Below are 15,876 nucleotides of genomic sequence, written 5' to 3'. Positions count from 1 at the left end.
CAGGAAAGGGCTCTGACCCCGAACCCCGCGTTTTGCACTACATTGGTGCAATGTCCGACCCCGCACCCCCGCCGTCCCTCGATGCGCTTGGCACGCCGCTGGCGTGGGCTGGCGCCGATGGCCGCATCGTCGGCTGCAATCCGGCTTTCGGCCGCTGGCTGGGCGTCAGCGGTCGCCGCCTGCTGGGCCAGCCACTGGCGGCACTGGAAGTGCAGGGCGAGGCGCTGGCGCATTTCCTCGCACGCGACGAGCGCGACAGCCTGCGCCTGAACCGGTTGGCGCTGGCAGTGCCCGGCGAGGCGCCGCGCTTCGCCGAGGGCTGGATGAGCCGCCGCGACGATGGCGGCTGGCTGCTGGAGGCGCATCCAGTCGATGAATTCCCCGGGCTGGACCCGACCCAGGCGCTGCCCAGCGCGCTCAGCGCGGCGCTGAAAGGCTTGGCCCACGAGCTACGCAACCCGCTGGCCGGGCTGAAGGGCGCGGCGCAGCTGCTGGCCCGCCGCGCCGCCCAGCGCGATGCCAGCGAACGCGAGCTGATCGAGCTGATCGGCTCGGAGATCGAGCGGCTCAATGGCCTGCTCGACCAGCTGCTGTCGCCGGCCCCGGCCGCGCCACACGCCGAACTGAACATCCATGCCGCGCTGGAGCGTGTGCTGCGCCTGGCCGAGAACGAGGCCGGCTGGGCGGTACGCCTGCAGCGCGACTACGACCCCAGCATTCCCGAATTCCATGGCGATGCCGACCGCCTCACCCAGGCGGTGTGGAACCTGGTGCGCAATGCGATCCAGGCCGGCGCCGGCAGCATCACCCTGCGTACCCGCGTGGAGCATGGCGTGCGCATCGCCGAGCAGCTGCACACGCTGGCCCTGCGCCTGGAGATTGCCGACGACGGCCGTGGCGTGCCCGAAGAACTGGCCGAACACCTGTTCCTGCCGCTGGTGAGTGGCCGTGCCGAAGGCACCGGCCTGGGCCTGGCGCTGGCCCAGCAGGTCGCCCGCGAACATCGCGGCACGCTCACCTATCGTTCGCGTACGGGCCATACCGTGTTCACCCTGCTGCTGCCGATCGGCAACGGCGCCGCACCGGCCGAGGAGTCCCCGCGCGATGTCTGAATCTGCCACCGCCGCGCAGCGCATCTGGGTGGTCGACGACGACCGCGCGGTGCGCTTCGTGCTGTGCACCGCGCTGCGCGAGGCGGGATACCAGGTCATTGATTTCGACAGCGCCGCCCCGGCGCTGCAGGCCCTGAACGAAGGTCCGCCACCGGCGTTGCTGTTCACCGATGTGCGCATGCCCGGCGACGACGGCCTGGTGCTGCTGGACAAGCTCAAGGCCGCGCTGCCCCAGCTGCCGGTGGTGGTGATGTCGGCCTATACCGATGTGGCCAGCACCGCCGGTGCGTTCCGGGGCGGGGCGCATGAATTCCTGTCCAAGCCGTTCGATCTGGACGATGCGGTGGCGTTGGCGCAGCGCGTGCTGCCGGCGGTTGCACCGGCCATGGCAGCGCCCACCCCTGCGCTCGAAACCGGCAGCGACCAGCCGCCGCAGCTGGTCGGTGATACACCGCCGATGCGCGCGCTGTTCCGCGCCATCGGCCGCCTGGCGCAGGCACCGCTGGCGGTGCTGATCACCGGCGAAACCGGCACCGGCAAGGAGCTGGTGGCCAATGCGCTGCATCGCGAATCACCGCGCGCGCACGGGCCGTTCGTCGCGCTCAATACCGCCGCCATTCCGGCCGAGCTGCTGGAAAGCGAGCTGTTCGGCCACGAGGCCGGCGCCTTCACCGGCGCGCAACGGCGCCATATCGGCCGTTTCGAGCAGGCCAACGGTGGCACGCTGTTCCTGGACGAGATCGGCGACATGCCGCTGCCGTTGCAGACGCGCCTGCTGCGCGTGCTCGCGCAGGGCGAGTTCTTCCGCGTCGGCGGCCGCGAGCTGATCCGCGTCGATGTGCGCGTGGTCGCCGCTACCCACCAGGATCTGGAAGGGCTGGTCGCGCAGGGAAAATTCCGCGCCGACCTGCTGCACCGCCTGGACGTGGTACGCCTGCAGCTGCCACCGCTGCGCGAGCGCCGCGAGGACATCGCGCAGCTGGCCAGCGCCTTCCTGGCCGCCGCCGCACGCAAGCTGGATACGCCGCCGAAACGCCTCACTGCCGCGGCCCTGCAGGCGCTGCGCGAGCACGACTGGCCGGGCAACGTACGCGAGCTGGAGAACGTGTGCTGGCGGATGTCCGCGCTGGCCGCTGCCGACACCATCGGCGTGGCCGATGTCGATACCGCGCTCAACCGCAAGCGCGGCCGCCGCAGCCACGCGCACGCGGCCGACCCCGGGCAGTGGGAAACGTTGCTGGCCGAATGGGCACGCCGGCAGCTGGCCGAAGGTGCCGAGGGCCTGCACGCGCAGGTGCGCGAACGGGTCGACCATGCGCTGCTGGAGGCCGCACTGCAGATCACCCACGGCCGCCGCGCCGAAGCCGCCGCCCGCCTCGGCCTGGGCCGCAATACCCTCACCCGCAAGCTGGGCGCCGGGCGCCGTCGCGGGGGCCATTGAACGTTCCCTGCACACCCTCCTCGCGCCCGCTTGCCGAACCGTTGACCGTTCATGGACGATGCCGTCCTTAGTGTTGCCTGCAAGGAGTCCTTGATGCGCCTGTCCTTTGCCATCCTGCCGTTGTCCGCCGCCGTGCTGCTGTCTGCCTGTGGCAGCGCGCCGAAGAAGACCGAACCCACCCCGCCGCCGCCCACCGTGGTCAGCGCGGCCAAGCAGGCCGAGGCCAATCTGGCGCCGGCGTCGGCCAGTATCGTCAGTGGCCGCCTGGCACTGATGGTCGAGCCCGGTGGCCTGCATATCACCGGCCTGATCGGTGGCCTGCAACCGATGCAGCAGGCCGGTTTCCACATCCACGAGCGCGGCGACTGCAGCGCGGTGGATGCCAGCAGCGCCGGCAACCACTTCAACCCCACTGGCGCCGCGCATGGCCGCGCCGGCACCGGCAAGCATCACCTGGGCGACATGGACAACCTGCGTGCCGATGCCCAGGGCCGCGCCAACGTCGATCTCCATCTCAAGGGCGTTACCCTTGGCGGAGGCGCCGCCACCGATATCGCCGGACGTGCACTGGTCGTGCACGCCAACGCCGACGACTATCGCAGCCAGCCCGCCGGCAATGCCGGCGTCCGCATCGCCTGTGGCGTGATCCGGGTTGTCCGCTGATCACTGCAGGCATCATCCAGGGAGAGATTCCAATGCGTCTGATCCACACTTCGCTGTTTGCGGCCATCGCCGCGCTGGGCCTGGCGGCCTGCAACCAGCAGCCCGCTGCGCCGCAGGCTGAAACCCCGCCGGCCGCGCCGGCTGACGGCGCCTCCACCGAACCGGCCGCCGCCCCGGCACCGGCGGCTGCACCGGCGGGCGATGCTTCGGCAACGGCCGAACTGGCACCGACCCAGGGCAATGAGACCAAGGGCAGCGTCACCTTCAAGGTGATTGATGGCAAGGTCCACGTGACCGGCCAGATCACCGGCCTGAAGCCGGGCAGCGAGCACGGCTTCCACATCCACGAGAAGGGCGACTGCAGCGCGCCGGACGGCATGAGCGCCGGCGGCCACTTCAATCCGGGCAAGCAGGATCACGGCAATGTCGCCACCGATCCGCACCACGGCGGTGACATGCCCAACATCAAGGCCGACGACCAGGGCGTGGCCACCATCGACGGCCCGGTATCGAGCAACGTCAACATCGGCAAGGGTGATGACTTCGACATCATCGGCCGCGGCCTGATCGTCCACGCCGATGCGGACGACTACAAGACCCAGCCGACCGGCAACGCCGGCGCGCGCCTGGCCTGTGCGGTGATCCAGAAGGCCCCTTAAGGGCGCTTCTGTTGGAAACGAAAAACGCCGGTGCAAACCGGCGTTTTTCTTTGCATCGCTTCCTGTAGAGCCGAGCCATGCTCGGCTGCTCTTCGGTGGACCTGAGCCGAGCATGGGCTCGGTTCTACAGCAGTACGCATGGCGGTCGCGCCCCGGCGGAACGCAATTGGACGGTAGCACCGGGCCATGCCCGGCGGCACGCATCCGCAGATCAGCGCGCCAGCAGTTCGCGCGCGTCCTGGCCGGCCTCGCAGTGCACGAACAGCACCGGCACGCCGTGCGCTTCCAGCACCGCAGCCATCTGCCGCTGGCGCATCAGGAACTGCTCGTAGATGCCCTTCAGGCGGTCGCAGTCGTTCTTGCTGTGGCTGTAGTGCGCACACCAGCCGGCCGGATCGAACAAGGCCATGCGCGCCTCGCCCTGCGTATAGCGCAGCAGCGGTTCGGGCGCGGCATTGAGCCACTCGTCCTCGCCCGGCGCCATGATCGCGGTCTCGATCAGCGGCCACAGCGCGGCCAGGCCCTGGTTGTCGTACTGCATCGACATCATCGCGGCCAGATCGTTCACGGTGAAATAGCGCGCGTGCTCGATGCGTGCACCGAACGTGTTCTGCGCCATCAGCGCCGTGTCGGCATGCGCCATGCCGTTGGCCAGCAGGGTTTCTTCCAGCGCATCGGCGACCGCGTTGGTGGTGGCCACATCGCTGCCGGTCAGCAGGAACGGCACCACGCGCAGGCCACCGCCCACCAGAGTGGCATCGGCCTGGAACGGCAGCGGTACATCGCCATTGGCATCGGCACCGAAGGCCAGCACACGCGGACCCTGGCTGCGGCCCGGCGCGCGCATCTGCAGTTCTTCCAGGCGGCGATGGATCGGCCAGCCCGGGCGCAGTACTTCGGCCGGGTCGAAATGGGCGGCGGCGAACACCAGGTCCAGCTCGGCCACCTGTGGCACCAGCTTGGACAGGTCACGGCCGACGCGTTCGGCCAGTTCACCGGCCTGTTCAGCGCTGAGCACCGCCTGGCGGGGGATTTCGCCGCCGGCCAGTTCCAGGGCCAGCACGCCAAGGGCATTCATCGCGGGGTCGGGTTTGCTCATGGTTCCACGGTTGGCCCATCACAGGGCGGCAGCTACACTTGGCTCCATTATGCCTGCTCCGTCGTGCAGGCCATGTTGCAGACACCCTCATCCATGCCAGGTATCTCCATGCCCAACGCTCGTCCCGTCGCCATCCTCGGTGGCGTCCGCATTCCGTTCTGCCGCCAGAACACCGCGTATTCGGATGTCGGCAACCTCGGCATGTCGGTCCGTACGCTGGGCGCGCTGGTCGAACGGTTCGGCCTGCATGGCCAGCAGCTGGGTGAAGTGGCGATGGGTGCGGTGATCAAGCACTCCAGCGACTGGAACCTGGGCCGCGAAGCCACGCTGTCCTCCGGCCTGTCGCCGTTGACCCCCGGCATCACCCTGCAGCGCGCCTGCGGCACCTCGCTGGACAGCATCATCACCGTGGCCAACAAGATCGCGCTGGGCCAGATCGAATCGGGCATCGGTGGCGGTTCGGACACCACCTCCGACGTGCCGATCGTGTACGGCAAGAAGCTGCGCGCGCGCCTGCTGGCGGCCAACCGTGCCAAGAGCACCGGCGACAAGATCCGTGCACTCACGTCCGGCTTCAAGTTCTCCGAGCTCAAGCCCGAGTTCCCGGGCGTGGCCGAGCCGCGCACCGGCAAGAGCATGGGCGACCACTGCGAGGACATGGCCAAGGAATGGAACATCTCGCGCGACTCGCAGGATGAGTGGGCGGTGTCCTCGCACAAGAAGCTGGCTGCCGCCTACGAGCGCGGCTTCTTCAACGACCTGATCGCACCGTTCCGTGGCGTCGAGCGCGACAACATCCTGCGCCCGGATACCTCGCTGGAAAAGCTGGCCACGCTGAAGCCGGCGTTCGACAAGGTCTCCGGCCGCGGCACGCTGACCGCCGCCAACTCCACCCCGCTGACCGACGGCGCCGCTGCGGTGCTGCTGGCCAGCGAGGAGTGGGCGCGTGCGCACGGCCACGAACCGCAGGCCTACCTGCGCGATGCGCACGTCTCTGCGGTGGACTTCGTGCATGGCGAAGGCCTGCTGATGGCGCCGACCGTGGCCGTGCCGGAGATGCTCAAGCGCAATGGCCTGACCCTGCAGGACTTCGACATCTACGAGATCCACGAAGCATTCGCCGCGCAGGTGCTGTGCACCCTGCGTGCGTGGGAGAGCGAGGATTACTGCCGCAACCGCCTGGGCCTTGACGCACCGCTGGGCCGCATCGACCCGGACAAGATCAACCTGCTGGGCTCGTCGCTGGCCACCGGCCACCCGTTCGCCGCCACCGGCGCCCGCGTGATCGCTACCGCCGCCAAGCAGCTGGCCGAACGCGGTGGTGGCCGTGCACTGGTGTCGATCTGCACCGCCGGCGGCATGGGCGTGGTGGCGATCGTCGAGCGCTGAGCATTGCGACCGCGCGCCAACCAAGGTTGGCGGCTACCGGGTCCCACATGAAAACGCCGCCCAGCGGGCGGCGTTTTTTCTTGCTCAGGTGGGTGCCGGCCGTTGGCCGGCACGCTTCTCACGGCAACCGCGGGTTGCCGAATTCGTCGCGTTCTTCGTTGGCGTCATACACCGGCGGCTGCGCGGCAATCGGCTGCTCCTCCACCGTGGCACGTGCCGGCGCTTCGACGCCGCGCACCAGTTCCACACTGTCCTCGCCGCGCTGCAGGCGCAGCGCATTGGCCAGGCACTGCGCGGCCAGCGCATGCTCGCCACGCTGTGCGAACAGCTCACCCAGCGCTTCCCACGCCGGTGCACCTGCGCCGGCGGCGATCGCCTCGTGCAGGAATGCATCGGCGGCATCCCACTGCTGCTGGGCCAGCGCCACCCGGCCCTGGGCCAGGCGCAGCGCCGCCGAGTCCTCATGCACGTTGCGCCAGCGCGCCAGGTTGGCCTGGCGGGTGGCCAGGCGCTCGGCCGGCAGGCGCCCGTACAGCGCCACCAGTTCGTCGTCCCAGCGCTGATCCAGCGCGTGTTCCAGCGCCAGCAGTGCCGGCTCATCCCAGTTCAGGGCCACCGCGCGGCTGGCATAGGCGCCGACCACGTCCACCGTCGGCCGCAGTGCCTTCGGTGTGGCTTCCCACTGTGCGGCCAGCGCGTTGACGTCGGCCGCTTCCAGCAGCGCCTGTGCCGCCAGGCGCGCTTCCAATTCGCCGTTGGCATCGGCCGGCAGCACCTTGCTTTGGCGCAGTGCGCCCAGTTGCCCATAGGCCTCGTGGGCACGGCCGGCGCGGGCCAGTGCCTCGGTGCGCAGCCACAGCCCACGCGGCGGCAACGGCTGGATCGCCGCTGCGTCCAGCGCGTTGATCGCATCCACCGGCAGATCGCGCGCCAGTAGCTGTTCGGCACGCAGCAGCGCCTGCAGCGTTGCATCGCTTTCGCCCAGGCGCTGCAGCAATGCTTCGCCAGCGGTACCGTCGGCACGCGCCTGCGCACTGCGCACCGCATTGGCCAATGCCACCGCACTCACTTCCGGGTCCTTGGCGGCACCGTCCAGCAGCTTTTCCGCACGCTGCCACTGGCCATGCTCATAGGCCTGCAGGCCGTCGATCAGGCGCACCCGGCCCTGCTTGCGGCGGTAGCGGCCCCAGGCGCGGAACGGCGCAGCGATCAGGCTCCACAGCAGCCACAGCACCAGTACGCCGATCACGGTCAGCAACGCCACCTTCGGCAGGTTGCTGTGGTAGTCATAGCCGCCATAGCGCAGGGTCACTTCACCGTAGCGGTTCAGGTCATCGGTGCCGAGCCATTGCGCGGCCACCACGCCGATGGCCACGGCCAGCAACAGCACGACCAGGGATTGCAGGGGTTTCATGCGGGATTACCTCCGGTCGGTCTGGGTACGCAGTTGCTGCAGAGTGCTGCCAAGAACGGTGTTGCTGGCCTGCAACGGCAGCTCGCGCAAGGCCTTCAGTTCAGCACGTTGCGCGCGCAGGGCCGGTGAATCCGGCCAGCGCCGCTGCGCCCAGTGGTCCACGCGCTGCAATGCGGTATCGCGGCCGCTGCGGTCGCCGCGTTCGATCGCCGCACGCGCCAAGGTCAGTTCCAGCTGCAACGCGTCATCGGCATTGCGCCGCTCGGCCGCTGTCAGTGGGCCGTTCTGGCGGCTCGGGGTGATGTCCACGAACGGCGCCAGCGTGGCCTGCCACCACGGCTTGCCCGCGCGTGGCGCGGCATCGCCGCTGATCTGCGAGGGCAGGCCCTGCAACGCCTTGGCCAACGCATCCAGGCGCTGCAGCGACTGCACGCGCGGGCCGGCACCGAGTGCATCCAGCGCGTCGCGTTCCTGCACCAGTGCCTGGCGCAGGTTCAAGCCCTCGCTGTCGGGCAGATCGGCCAGCACGGTGGCGGCCTGCGCATACAGGCGGCGCGCACCTTCCACATCGTCGGCGTAGTTCAGGCGCTGCGCGGCCTGGGTCAGCAGCAGCTCGGCCTCATCACGCTGTACCGCTTGCCGGCCCTGGTTGGCACTGTCGGCGAGCTTGGCCAGGTTTTCTTCCAGTAACGCGCTGCGCTGCGACAGCCCCAGCATCTCGTCGCGCAGCACCCGGTTGGTGGCCGCAGCATCCTGCAGGCGCTGGCTGGTAGCGCGTTGGTCGCGGCGCAGCGCATCCAGCGTGTCTTCCAGGCCCTGCAGCTGCACGGCGGTGGTCTGTGCCTGCGCGTGCTGGGCGTCCTGTTGCACCTGCCAGAGGTACCAGCCGGCATAGCCGCCCGCGCCAAGCACGCCCACCCCAGCCAGCGGCAGCAGCCAGCGCAGAGGGCGACGGGGCGGGGTAACGGGCGGTGTGTCGTTCATCGGGCTTCCTTGTCGGCTGTGTTGCCAGTCGGTTCCGGCAGGCCGCGTTGTGCACAGCATCACCGCTGCCGACGACAGCGGCAAGCGTGACGCCCGTCCCTGTTCAGGTCGCTGCCGGGCCGGTGAGCATCGCGTGTGCAGCCGCCACCAGCTGTTCAGCGGTCGGCCCGGCGCTGCGCACGACGTGCTGCAGGCCGAGGCCGCGCGCCTGTTCGCCCAGCCGATCGCTGGCCACCACCACGCGGGCGTGGGCCTGCAGGCGTTGGCGCAACGGGGGCGAAAGTTGCTGCCAGACGTGATCCAGCGCATCACCACTGCTTACCGCCAGCACCCACGGCGACGCTGAATGCGTCAATCGCGCCCGCGCGCGCGGCGATAGACGCAGCAGGCGTCGCTGGTAGACATCGGCGCGCTCGATCGTGGCACCGGCGGCCTGCAACCGGGCGGCAATCAGGCCACGGCCACCGGGCGCGGTCACCAGCCCGATGCGCAGGCCCTGCACATCGGCCAGCACCGGCAGCGCCAGCAGGCCTTCGCTGTCCATCCGCTGCGGTGCATGTACGTCGGCCACGCCCTGCGCCCGCAGCGCGCGCGCAGTGCCCTCGCCCACGGTCAGCCAGGGGCTGCGCTGGGCGTCGGCCAGGGGCAGCAGCGAGGCGGCGGCGGTCACCGCAGCCGGACTGGTGAACACCACCCGATCGCAGTTCAGCGCGCGTTGCAGCTGGCGCACCACGGGCGTGCCGTTCAGGCGCTGCAACCGCCAGGGCGACAGCGCCAGCAGCTGCCCGCCCAGCCCGGCAACGGCGCGGCGCAGCGCCGCATGCTGTCCTTGCGGGCGCAGTGAAATGAAGGTCCAGCCCGCATCGGAACCGGCGGCGCCAGTGGGTATCGTATGGTCGGCCATTGCCTGCATTATGCGGGCCCTTCGTTGTCGTGGTCGCTGCTCCGATGTCCGTTGATGCCCTGACTTCCTCGTTGGCTTCCCTGCAGGACGTGCTGGACTGCATGCCGGCGGTGCGTGCCATGCAGATCCGCCTGGACGGCTACGCCGATGGCATGCTGCGCATCACCGCGCCGCTGGCCGCCAATGTCAACGACAAGGGCAACGCCTTCGGCGGCAGCCTGGCCTCGGTGCTCACCCTGTCCGGCTGGGCGCTGGTCAGCCTGCGTCTGCGCCTGGCCGGCCATGACGCCGAGGTCTACGTCGCCGACAGCCATCTGCGCTACCTGGCGCCGGTGTACGAAGACCTGCACGCACATGCCGAAGCGGCCGAAGCCAGTGGCTGGGACGCCTTCCTGAACACCTTCCGCCAGCGCCGCAAGGCCCGCATCAGCATCATCGCCACCCAGCCCGGCGCCGATGGACGGGCCGCTGCCGAGTTCAGCGGTCGTTTCGTTGCCTTCGCCAAAGGTTAGGATGGCAGGCTGACGCCCTGCGGAAACCACCGATGCGCCGCCTCATCCAGTTCCTGTTGTGTTCCCTGCTGCTGGCCAGCGCCGTGGCCTCGGCCGATGACCTCAGCCGCAAGCAGCGCAAGCTGCTGGAAGAGACCCAGATCGCCTACGGCGCAACCATCCGCTGGGGCAGCATGGACGATGCCATCGGCTACCTGGACCCGAAGCTGCGCAAGGAGCGCCCGCCGACCGAGTTCGAGCTCAACCGCTATGCGCAGCTGCGCGTGTCGTCCTACCGCGAGCGCAGCAGTGCCTCGCTGGATGGCGGTGTGGTCGAGCGCCGCGTCGAAATCGGGGTGATCAACCAGAACACCCAGGCCGAGCGCACCGTGGTGGTGGTCGAGCGCTGGCGCTGGGACCCGGAGGCCAAGCGCTGGTGGCAGACCGCCGGCCTGCCGGACCTGTGGAAGGGGCAGTGACGGGCCGCGTCCGGCTTGTGCGACAATCGGCGCCCGCTTAATCGACCCGTGACCTGAGTGAATTACGAAGAGTTGCTGGCCTTTGCAGGCCGAAACCCGATGCTGTCCGCGGCCCTGGTCGGCCTGACCGTGGCCATCATCGTCACCGAGATCCGCCGGCTTTTCCGCGGCTTCAAGGGCATCAAGCCCGCCGAACTGACCCAGCTGATCAACGCGGGCGGCACGGTGGTGGTCGACCTGTCGGCCAGCGGTGACTTCGAAAAGGGCCACATTGCCGGCAGCCGCAACGCCCAGGCCAGTGCCTTCGGCCCGGACAACAAGCTGGTGGCCAACGCGAAGCAATCGCCGGTGGTGCTGGTGTGCCGTAGTGGCAACGCCTCGGAAACCGCCGCCAAGGCGCTGAAGAAGGCCGGCTTCGAGAAGGTCTATGTGCTCGACGGCGGCATCCCCGCCTGGCAGCAGGCCGAGTTGCCGCTGGTCAAGGGCCGCAACTGATCGTCGCAGGTGGCGCATCCGGCCTTGTATGGGCCTGATGCCGCCCCCATCGCAGTAGTTCGACCCTCGTTTTCATTGCATTCACCTGGAGTTACTGGAAATGTCCGAAGAGATCACCAACGGCGCCGCTGCGCCGGTCGATGCCGCCACCGGCCCCGCTTTCACCGTCGAGAAGATCTACGTCAAGGACGTCTCCTTCGAGTCGCCGAACGCGCCGACCATCTTCAATGACCAGGTGCAGCCGGAGCTGCAGCTGAACCTGAACCAGCAGGTGCAGCGCCTGGGTGAGAACGCCTTCGAAGTGGTGCTGGCCGTGACCCTGACCTGCCAGGCCGGTGAGCGCACCGCCTACGTGGCCGAGGTGAAGCAGGCCGGCGTGTTCGGCCTGGTCGGCCTGGACCCGCAGTCGATCGACGTGCTGCTCGGCACCCAGTGCCCGAACATCCTGTTCCCGTACGTGCGCCAGCTGATCAGCGACCTGATCCAGGCCGGTGGCTTCCCGCCGTTCTTCCTGCAGCCGATCAACTTCGAAGGCCTGTATGCAGAAACCCTGCGCCAGCGCCAGGAGCAGGGCGACGCACCGTCGCTGGCTGACTCCGAGCCGGCCGGCAACGCCTGATCCCTGCTGCGACGTCACGGATGAGCACTACCGCTGACAAGATCGCCGTGCTTGGCGCCGGTTCCTGGGGAACCGCGCTGGCCAGCCTGCTCGCACGGCACGGTCACCCGACCGTGCTGTGGGGCCGCGATGCCGCCGTGGTCGACGCCATCGACCAGCGCCACGAGAACCCGCGTTACCTGCCGGGCATTCCGCTGCCGGACAGCCTGCGTGCCACCACCGACCTGGCGTCGGCAGTGCAGGGCGCGGCCTGGATCCTGGTGGTGACTCCGTCGCATGCGTTCGGCGAAACCGTGCGCGCGCTGGCGCCGCTGCGTCCGGCCGGTGCCGGCGTGGCCTGGGCCACCAAGGGCTTCGAGCCCGGCTCGGGCCGCTTCCTGCATGAGGTGGCGCGCGAAGTGCTGGGCGAGGACGTACCGCTGGCCGTCGTCACCGGGCCGTCGTTTGCCAAGGAAGTGACCCAGGGCCTGCCGACGGCGATCACCGTGCACGGCGACGTGCCCGAGTTCGCGCAGGCGGTGGCCGAGGCGATGCATGGCCCGGCGTTCCGCGCCTATACCGGCGACGACATGGTCGGGGCCGAGCTGGGCGGTGCAATGAAGAACGTGCTGGCCGTGGCCACCGGCGTGGCCGATGGCATGCAGCTGGGCCTCAACGCCCGTGCCGGCCTGATCACCCGTGGCCTCAACGAGATGCTGCGCCTGGCCGCAGCGATCGGTGCCAAGCCGGAGACGCTGATGGGCCTGGCGGGCCTGGGCGATCTGGTGCTGACCTGCACCGGCGACCTGTCGCGCAACCGCCGCCTGGGCCTGGCCCTGGGCCGTGGCCAGACGCTGCAGGATGCCGTGCGCGAGATCGGCCAGGTGGTCGAGTCGGTGCAGACCGCCGACGAAGTGATGCGACAGGCGCGCCGCCATGGCATCGACCTGCCGATTTCCGACCGCGTGCGTGCCGTGCTGCACGGCGAGCAGACGCCGGAAGAAGGCCTGCGCGCATTGCTGGCGCGGGAACAGAAACCGGAATACCCGGACACGCTGTTCAAGTAGATCGAAAACCCCGGCCACGCGCCGGGGTTTTTTTGTGCGTGCCCCCATCCAGGCATGGCGTGGATCTACGACGGAACCCGCTTCTGGTAGCCGCCAACCTTGGTTGGCGCCCGGCAGCATTCAGCGCGCGCGTGGCGGCGCATTACCGTTGCCCATGTCCGAGAAAATCAATCACTGCCCTTCACCCTCACGTCTCAGCGTCAGCGTGAACGTGCCGGTATCGGCCGCGGTGTTATGGCGTTGCGGCCGGGCTTGCGGTTGCCAGCAGGGGGCCAGAGAGGGGGAACAGCAGCAGGTGGATACGCATAGGGTCCGTCCTTTGACGCGCCAGGCAGGGGAAAGACGAGTATCTGCCCATCCGCGCCCGCGTGGCCTTCGCACGGCCCCATTGAAAGCGTGCAGCGGCTTCGGCATGCTCGCTGGCAACCGGGGGAGGGGACGCATGCACTTTTTCCAGCTGGACCAGTTCGCAGGTCATCTCAACGAAACCTTCAGTGCCGATATCGAAAACACCGGCGTACCGTTCGTGCTCGTTGAGGCCGCACCGCTGCCCGATCAGCGCTTGACCGGCCAGATGCGCGCGCCGTTCTCGCTGCTGTTCCGCAATGAATCGGCGGTGCTGTTCCCGCAGCGCACCTACACCATGCGCCACCACGGGCTCGGCGAGTTCGGCATCTTCCTGGTGCCGATCGCACGCGACCGCACCGGTTTCATCTACCAGGCGCTGTTCAACTGACCGCTGTCGCCACCCAGCGCATGCGCAGGTGGCTGCCGGTATCGCCTTCGGTGTGGAACGCGAGCCGTTCGTAGAGCCGGCGCGCGGCCAGATTCTCCCTGGCGACATGCAGTACGACACTATGCAGCGGTACATCGTGGGCAGCGCGCTGCACCCAGCGCACCAGGGCCGAGCCGATACCACGGCCGCGTACAGCCTTCAGCAGGGCGATGTCGATGAGGGTCGCCTCATGCTCGTCGCAGTGCAGGTAGAGGCGCCCGATCGGTTCGCCGGCCTGCTCGACCAGCAGATAGTGGGCGGGCTGGTAATGCCGTGTGTAGTGCAGGTGCTGCAGCGCGAACTGGTTGTCCAGGAACGCCTGCCGTAACGCATCCGGCCAGGGCACGTTGGCCAGCTCGGCTGCACGTGATTCAGCATAGAGCTGCTGCAGAAAGGGCAGGTCGCCGTCCTGCGCTTCGCGCACGCTGACGCCTGCAGGAAGGCCCTCCCCCGCCACCGGCAGCCACGCTGCCCGCAGCGGGGGAAAGGCCAGCGTCATGTTCGCAGTCACGGCCGTTGCGGGAAGACGCCGGACAAGCTGATGCAGAAGTTCAAGGTGAGATAGGGCTGGCGGTTCTCGTGCGCCAGGCCGCCCCCCGCAACACCGACCGTGGTGAGCGGGAAGGTGCTGGTGACCGTCGGTGTCGCGGCCAGGATCGGGCTCGACTCCGGAGTGATCAGTGCATTGCCGCTGGCCGGCACGCCACTGCGGTGCGCGGTATCGGGCTGGTTGTAGATGCGTGCGCCGTGGGAGTGGTTGGGCATCTCGCTGGTCAGCAGCGTGACGCTGTCGCTGCCGAAGGTCTCGCCCATCACGCGCGCGCTCAGGCCGGGGCCCGTACCCTGCCCGCATGCGATGTTGTCGGTGTAGTTCGGCAGCTGGTAGTTGCTGCTGCCATTGCCGCCGAAGGTGGTTCCCAGCAGCGAGAACAATGCGGTGTTCTGCTGGATCGGCATCAGTTGGCCCTGGCACATCGCCCAGTTGAAAGGGGCGAAATTGAAGCCGTAGATCTGGATTTCGCCGAGGAAGGGATCGCTCATGATGTGGGTCCTGGTAGGCGTTCGGTGATCGTCAGCCTTGCGACGGGAAGACGCCGGCCCATGCGATGCAATAGCGGGCGACCAGCGAGGGCATGGTGTTGTCGTGTGGTTGGCTGCCGCCGACTGCGCTGACCGATGCGGACGCCAGGTTGCCACTGCCAAGGCCGGTGATGCTGTCGGTATACAGCGTGTCGCCGCTCACGGCGCCAAGCTGCAACGCTGGTCCGGGTGCCGGTGAACTGGCCGCCGAATTCACCGCGTTGAACGCATGGGTGTGTGCGGGCAGCTGGCCGGGGGTCAGGGTGACCGATTCGCTGCCGGCCGCCTGGCCCAGAACGTAGCTGCCCAGGCCCACGCCGGTGCCCTGGTGAACCGGTACGCGCCCGCACAGATTGGGCAGGCCGAAGGTGGAAACACCATCGCCGCCGTAGGTGGTGCCGATCAGGGTGAACAACGCTTCGTACCCTGAAATGGGCAGCAGCCGGCCATCACAGTCGAACCACCCCACCGGCGCGAAGTTGTAGGGAAACAGACGGACTTCGCCAACAAAGGGTTGAGACATGGCAGAAACTCCGGTCAGTTGCGCGAGGGGTAGATTCCGTTGAGTGCGATGCAGAAATTGATGACCAGATACGGCTGCAGGTTTGCATGGGACTGCGTCTGGCCGCTGTTATCGAGCACATCCAGCGGTACCTGGGCGCCGCCGGACGCACCGTAGACATTCTGCGTCCCGGTTTTGCCGAGCAGCACATTGCCCTGCGGAATGCGCGTTGTACCGTTGGCGGTGGTGCCGCCGAAAACGTGCGTGTGCTGGGGAATCTGCGTGGCCAGCAGGGTGACGTTCTCCACGCCCTGGCGTTCACCCATGTTGGTGCCGCTGTTGGATCCCCGGGGTGTGCGGCTGCGCAGATCGGGAAGCTGGAAGGTGTTTGTGCCGTTGCCACCGTAGGTAACGCCCAGCAGCGAAAAGAGCGCCTGGTTCTGTGCGATGGGCAGCACCTGGCCATTGCAGAAAGCGAAGAACTTGGGCGCGAAGTTGAACGCCACGGGCATTATCTGCCCGAGAAAGGGTTCCGACATACGATATTCCCCCTGGGATAGGCGCCGGCACTCAGCCCCCGGCCGGCGACATAACTCTGGCGCATTATCCCGGGTGTTGACAAGTGCCGGCATATATGCGCAAGAATATCGCGCTGCCAGCCCAAGGGATGCAGGGATTCAGGGGGGGGGCAGGACCGCCAGGCAGGGCCAGGGAGTCTGCAGGG

The 15,876-nt window shown here is 68.4% G+C and carries 19 protein-coding genes; 11 read left to right on the top strand and 8 right to left on the bottom strand.

The annotated features are described in order from the left end of the window. Window positions 1-50 precede the first annotated feature (50 nt). The 4 genes from ARC23_RS18590 to ARC23_RS18575 all read left to right on the top strand — a co-directional run bounded on the left by ARC23_RS18590 (window position 51) and on the right by ARC23_RS18575 (window position 3,875). Window positions 51-1,112: a two-component system sensor histidine kinase NtrB gene (locus ARC23_RS18590; RefSeq protein WP_080393115.1), complete on the top strand. Its 1,062-nt coding sequence runs from the start codon at window positions 51-53 to the stop codon at window positions 1,110-1,112. Next, window positions 1,105-2,553, top strand: coding sequence for a nitrogen regulation protein NR(I) (gene ntrC, locus ARC23_RS18585; protein ID WP_057498567.1), 1,449 nt, complete (start codon window positions 1,105-1,107; stop codon window positions 2,551-2,553). Before ARC23_RS18590 ends, ntrC begins: the two co-directional genes overlap by 8 nt. Before the next feature lie 93 nt (window positions 2,554-2,646). Continuing rightward, a complete protein-coding gene (locus tag ARC23_RS18580; protein WP_057498566.1) occupies window positions 2,647-3,216 on the top strand; it encodes a superoxide dismutase family protein in 570 nt (189 codons plus the stop codon). A 32-nt stretch (window positions 3,217-3,248) separates the two neighbouring features. Beyond that, the gene (locus ARC23_RS18575; RefSeq protein ID WP_057498565.1) at window positions 3,249-3,875 is read left to right on the top strand and encodes a superoxide dismutase family protein; all 627 of its coding nucleotides are present in this window, start codon (window positions 3,249-3,251) and stop codon (window positions 3,873-3,875) included. Window positions 3,876-4,086: 211 nt separating this feature from the next. Here the strand turns inward: ARC23_RS18575 and ARC23_RS18570 are convergent, their stop codons facing one another. Continuing rightward, window positions 4,087-4,974, bottom strand: a complete 888-nt coding sequence (locus ARC23_RS18570) for a hypothetical protein (RefSeq protein ID WP_057498564.1) — start codon at window positions 4,972-4,974, stop codon at window positions 4,087-4,089. A gap of 93 nt (window positions 4,975-5,067) precedes the next feature. On the opposite strand from ARC23_RS18570, the gene ARC23_RS18565 reads away from it, so the two are divergent. Next, the gene (locus ARC23_RS18565; RefSeq protein WP_152985301.1) at window positions 5,068-6,363 is read left to right on the top strand and encodes an acetyl-CoA C-acetyltransferase; all 1,296 of its coding nucleotides are present in this window, start codon (window positions 5,068-5,070) and stop codon (window positions 6,361-6,363) included. Between the two features lie 118 nt (window positions 6,364-6,481). Here ARC23_RS18565 and ARC23_RS18560 read toward each other — a convergent pair whose 3' ends face one another. The 3 genes from ARC23_RS18560 to ARC23_RS18550 form a co-directional block, all read right to left on the bottom strand. Further along, on the bottom strand, window positions 6,482-7,777 hold the full coding sequence (locus tag ARC23_RS18560; protein WP_057498562.1) for a heme biosynthesis HemY N-terminal domain-containing protein: 1,296 nt from the start codon (window positions 7,775-7,777) through the stop codon (window positions 6,482-6,484). 6 nt (window positions 7,778-7,783) lie between these two features. Then, entirely contained in the window at window positions 7,784-8,761 is a 978-nt protein-coding gene (locus ARC23_RS18555) for a uroporphyrinogen-III C-methyltransferase (protein WP_057498561.1), read from the bottom strand. Between the two features lie 103 nt (window positions 8,762-8,864). Then, window positions 8,865-9,674 carry a uroporphyrinogen-III synthase gene (locus ARC23_RS18550; protein ID WP_057498560.1) on the bottom strand — a complete coding sequence of 270 codons (810 nt, stop codon included), beginning with the start codon at window positions 9,672-9,674 and terminating at the stop codon, window positions 8,865-8,867. A 35-nt stretch (window positions 9,675-9,709) separates the two neighbouring features. Between ARC23_RS18550 and ARC23_RS18545 the strand changes: the two genes are divergently transcribed. The 6 genes from ARC23_RS18545 to ARC23_RS18520 all read left to right on the top strand — a co-directional run bounded on the left by ARC23_RS18545 (window position 9,710) and on the right by ARC23_RS18520 (window position 13,531). Continuing rightward, window positions 9,710-10,177 carry a YiiD C-terminal domain-containing protein gene (locus ARC23_RS18545; RefSeq protein WP_057498559.1) on the top strand — a complete coding sequence of 156 codons (468 nt, stop codon included), beginning with the start codon at window positions 9,710-9,712 and terminating at the stop codon, window positions 10,175-10,177. Window positions 10,178-10,209: 32 nt separating this feature from the next. After that, a complete protein-coding gene (locus ARC23_RS18540; RefSeq protein ID WP_057498558.1) occupies window positions 10,210-10,635 on the top strand; it encodes a hypothetical protein in 426 nt (141 codons plus the stop codon). Window positions 10,636-10,692: 57 nt separating this feature from the next. Further along, window positions 10,693-11,130, top strand: coding sequence for a rhodanese-like domain-containing protein (locus tag ARC23_RS18535; protein WP_004134671.1), 438 nt, complete (start codon window positions 10,693-10,695; stop codon window positions 11,128-11,130). A 100-nt stretch (window positions 11,131-11,230) separates the two neighbouring features. Next, window positions 11,231-11,749: a protein-export chaperone SecB gene (gene secB / locus ARC23_RS18530; protein ID WP_005407596.1), complete on the top strand. Its 519-nt coding sequence runs from the start codon at window positions 11,231-11,233 to the stop codon at window positions 11,747-11,749. 20 nt (window positions 11,750-11,769) lie between these two features. Continuing rightward, window positions 11,770-12,795 carry an NAD(P)H-dependent glycerol-3-phosphate dehydrogenase gene (locus ARC23_RS18525; RefSeq protein WP_057498557.1) on the top strand — a complete coding sequence of 342 codons (1,026 nt, stop codon included), beginning with the start codon at window positions 11,770-11,772 and terminating at the stop codon, window positions 12,793-12,795. Window positions 12,796-13,237: 442 nt separating this feature from the next. After that, window positions 13,238-13,531 (top strand): DUF6916 family protein, encoded by a 294-nt coding sequence (locus ARC23_RS18520; protein ID WP_057498556.1) that lies wholly within the window; start codon window positions 13,238-13,240, stop codon window positions 13,529-13,531. On the opposite strand, the gene ARC23_RS18515 is transcribed toward ARC23_RS18520, so the two are convergent. Genes ARC23_RS18515 through ARC23_RS18500 form a run of 4 tightly spaced genes read right to left on the bottom strand, consistent with a single transcriptional unit; the run spans window position 13,524 to window position 15,664 of the window. Then, the gene (locus ARC23_RS18515) at window positions 13,524-14,081 is read right to left on the bottom strand and encodes a GNAT family N-acetyltransferase (RefSeq protein WP_238985273.1); all 558 of its coding nucleotides are present in this window, start codon (window positions 14,079-14,081) and stop codon (window positions 13,524-13,526) included. The genes ARC23_RS18520 and ARC23_RS18515 overlap by 8 nt on opposite strands. After that, window positions 14,078-14,611: a phage tail protein gene (locus tag ARC23_RS18510; protein WP_057498554.1), complete on the bottom strand. Its 534-nt coding sequence runs from the start codon at window positions 14,609-14,611 to the stop codon at window positions 14,078-14,080. The genes ARC23_RS18515 and ARC23_RS18510 overlap by 4 nt, the downstream gene beginning before the upstream one ends. A 31-nt stretch (window positions 14,612-14,642) precedes the next feature. Then, window positions 14,643-15,173 carry a phage tail protein gene (locus tag ARC23_RS18505; RefSeq protein ID WP_057498553.1) on the bottom strand — a complete coding sequence of 177 codons (531 nt, stop codon included), beginning with the start codon at window positions 15,171-15,173 and terminating at the stop codon, window positions 14,643-14,645. A gap of 14 nt (window positions 15,174-15,187) precedes the next feature. Then, window positions 15,188-15,664, bottom strand: a complete 477-nt coding sequence (locus ARC23_RS18500; protein ID WP_411847918.1) for a phage tail protein — start codon at window positions 15,662-15,664, stop codon at window positions 15,188-15,190. Window positions 15,665-15,876 lie beyond the last annotated feature (212 nt).

The sequence above is a fragment of the Stenotrophomonas beteli genome (assembly GCF_001431665.1).
GTDB classification, from domain to species: domain Bacteria; phylum Pseudomonadota; class Gammaproteobacteria; order Xanthomonadales; family Xanthomonadaceae; genus Stenotrophomonas; species Stenotrophomonas beteli.
Note: the sequence above shows the minus strand (reverse complement) of the source record. Positions and strands in the feature narration are given on the sequence as shown.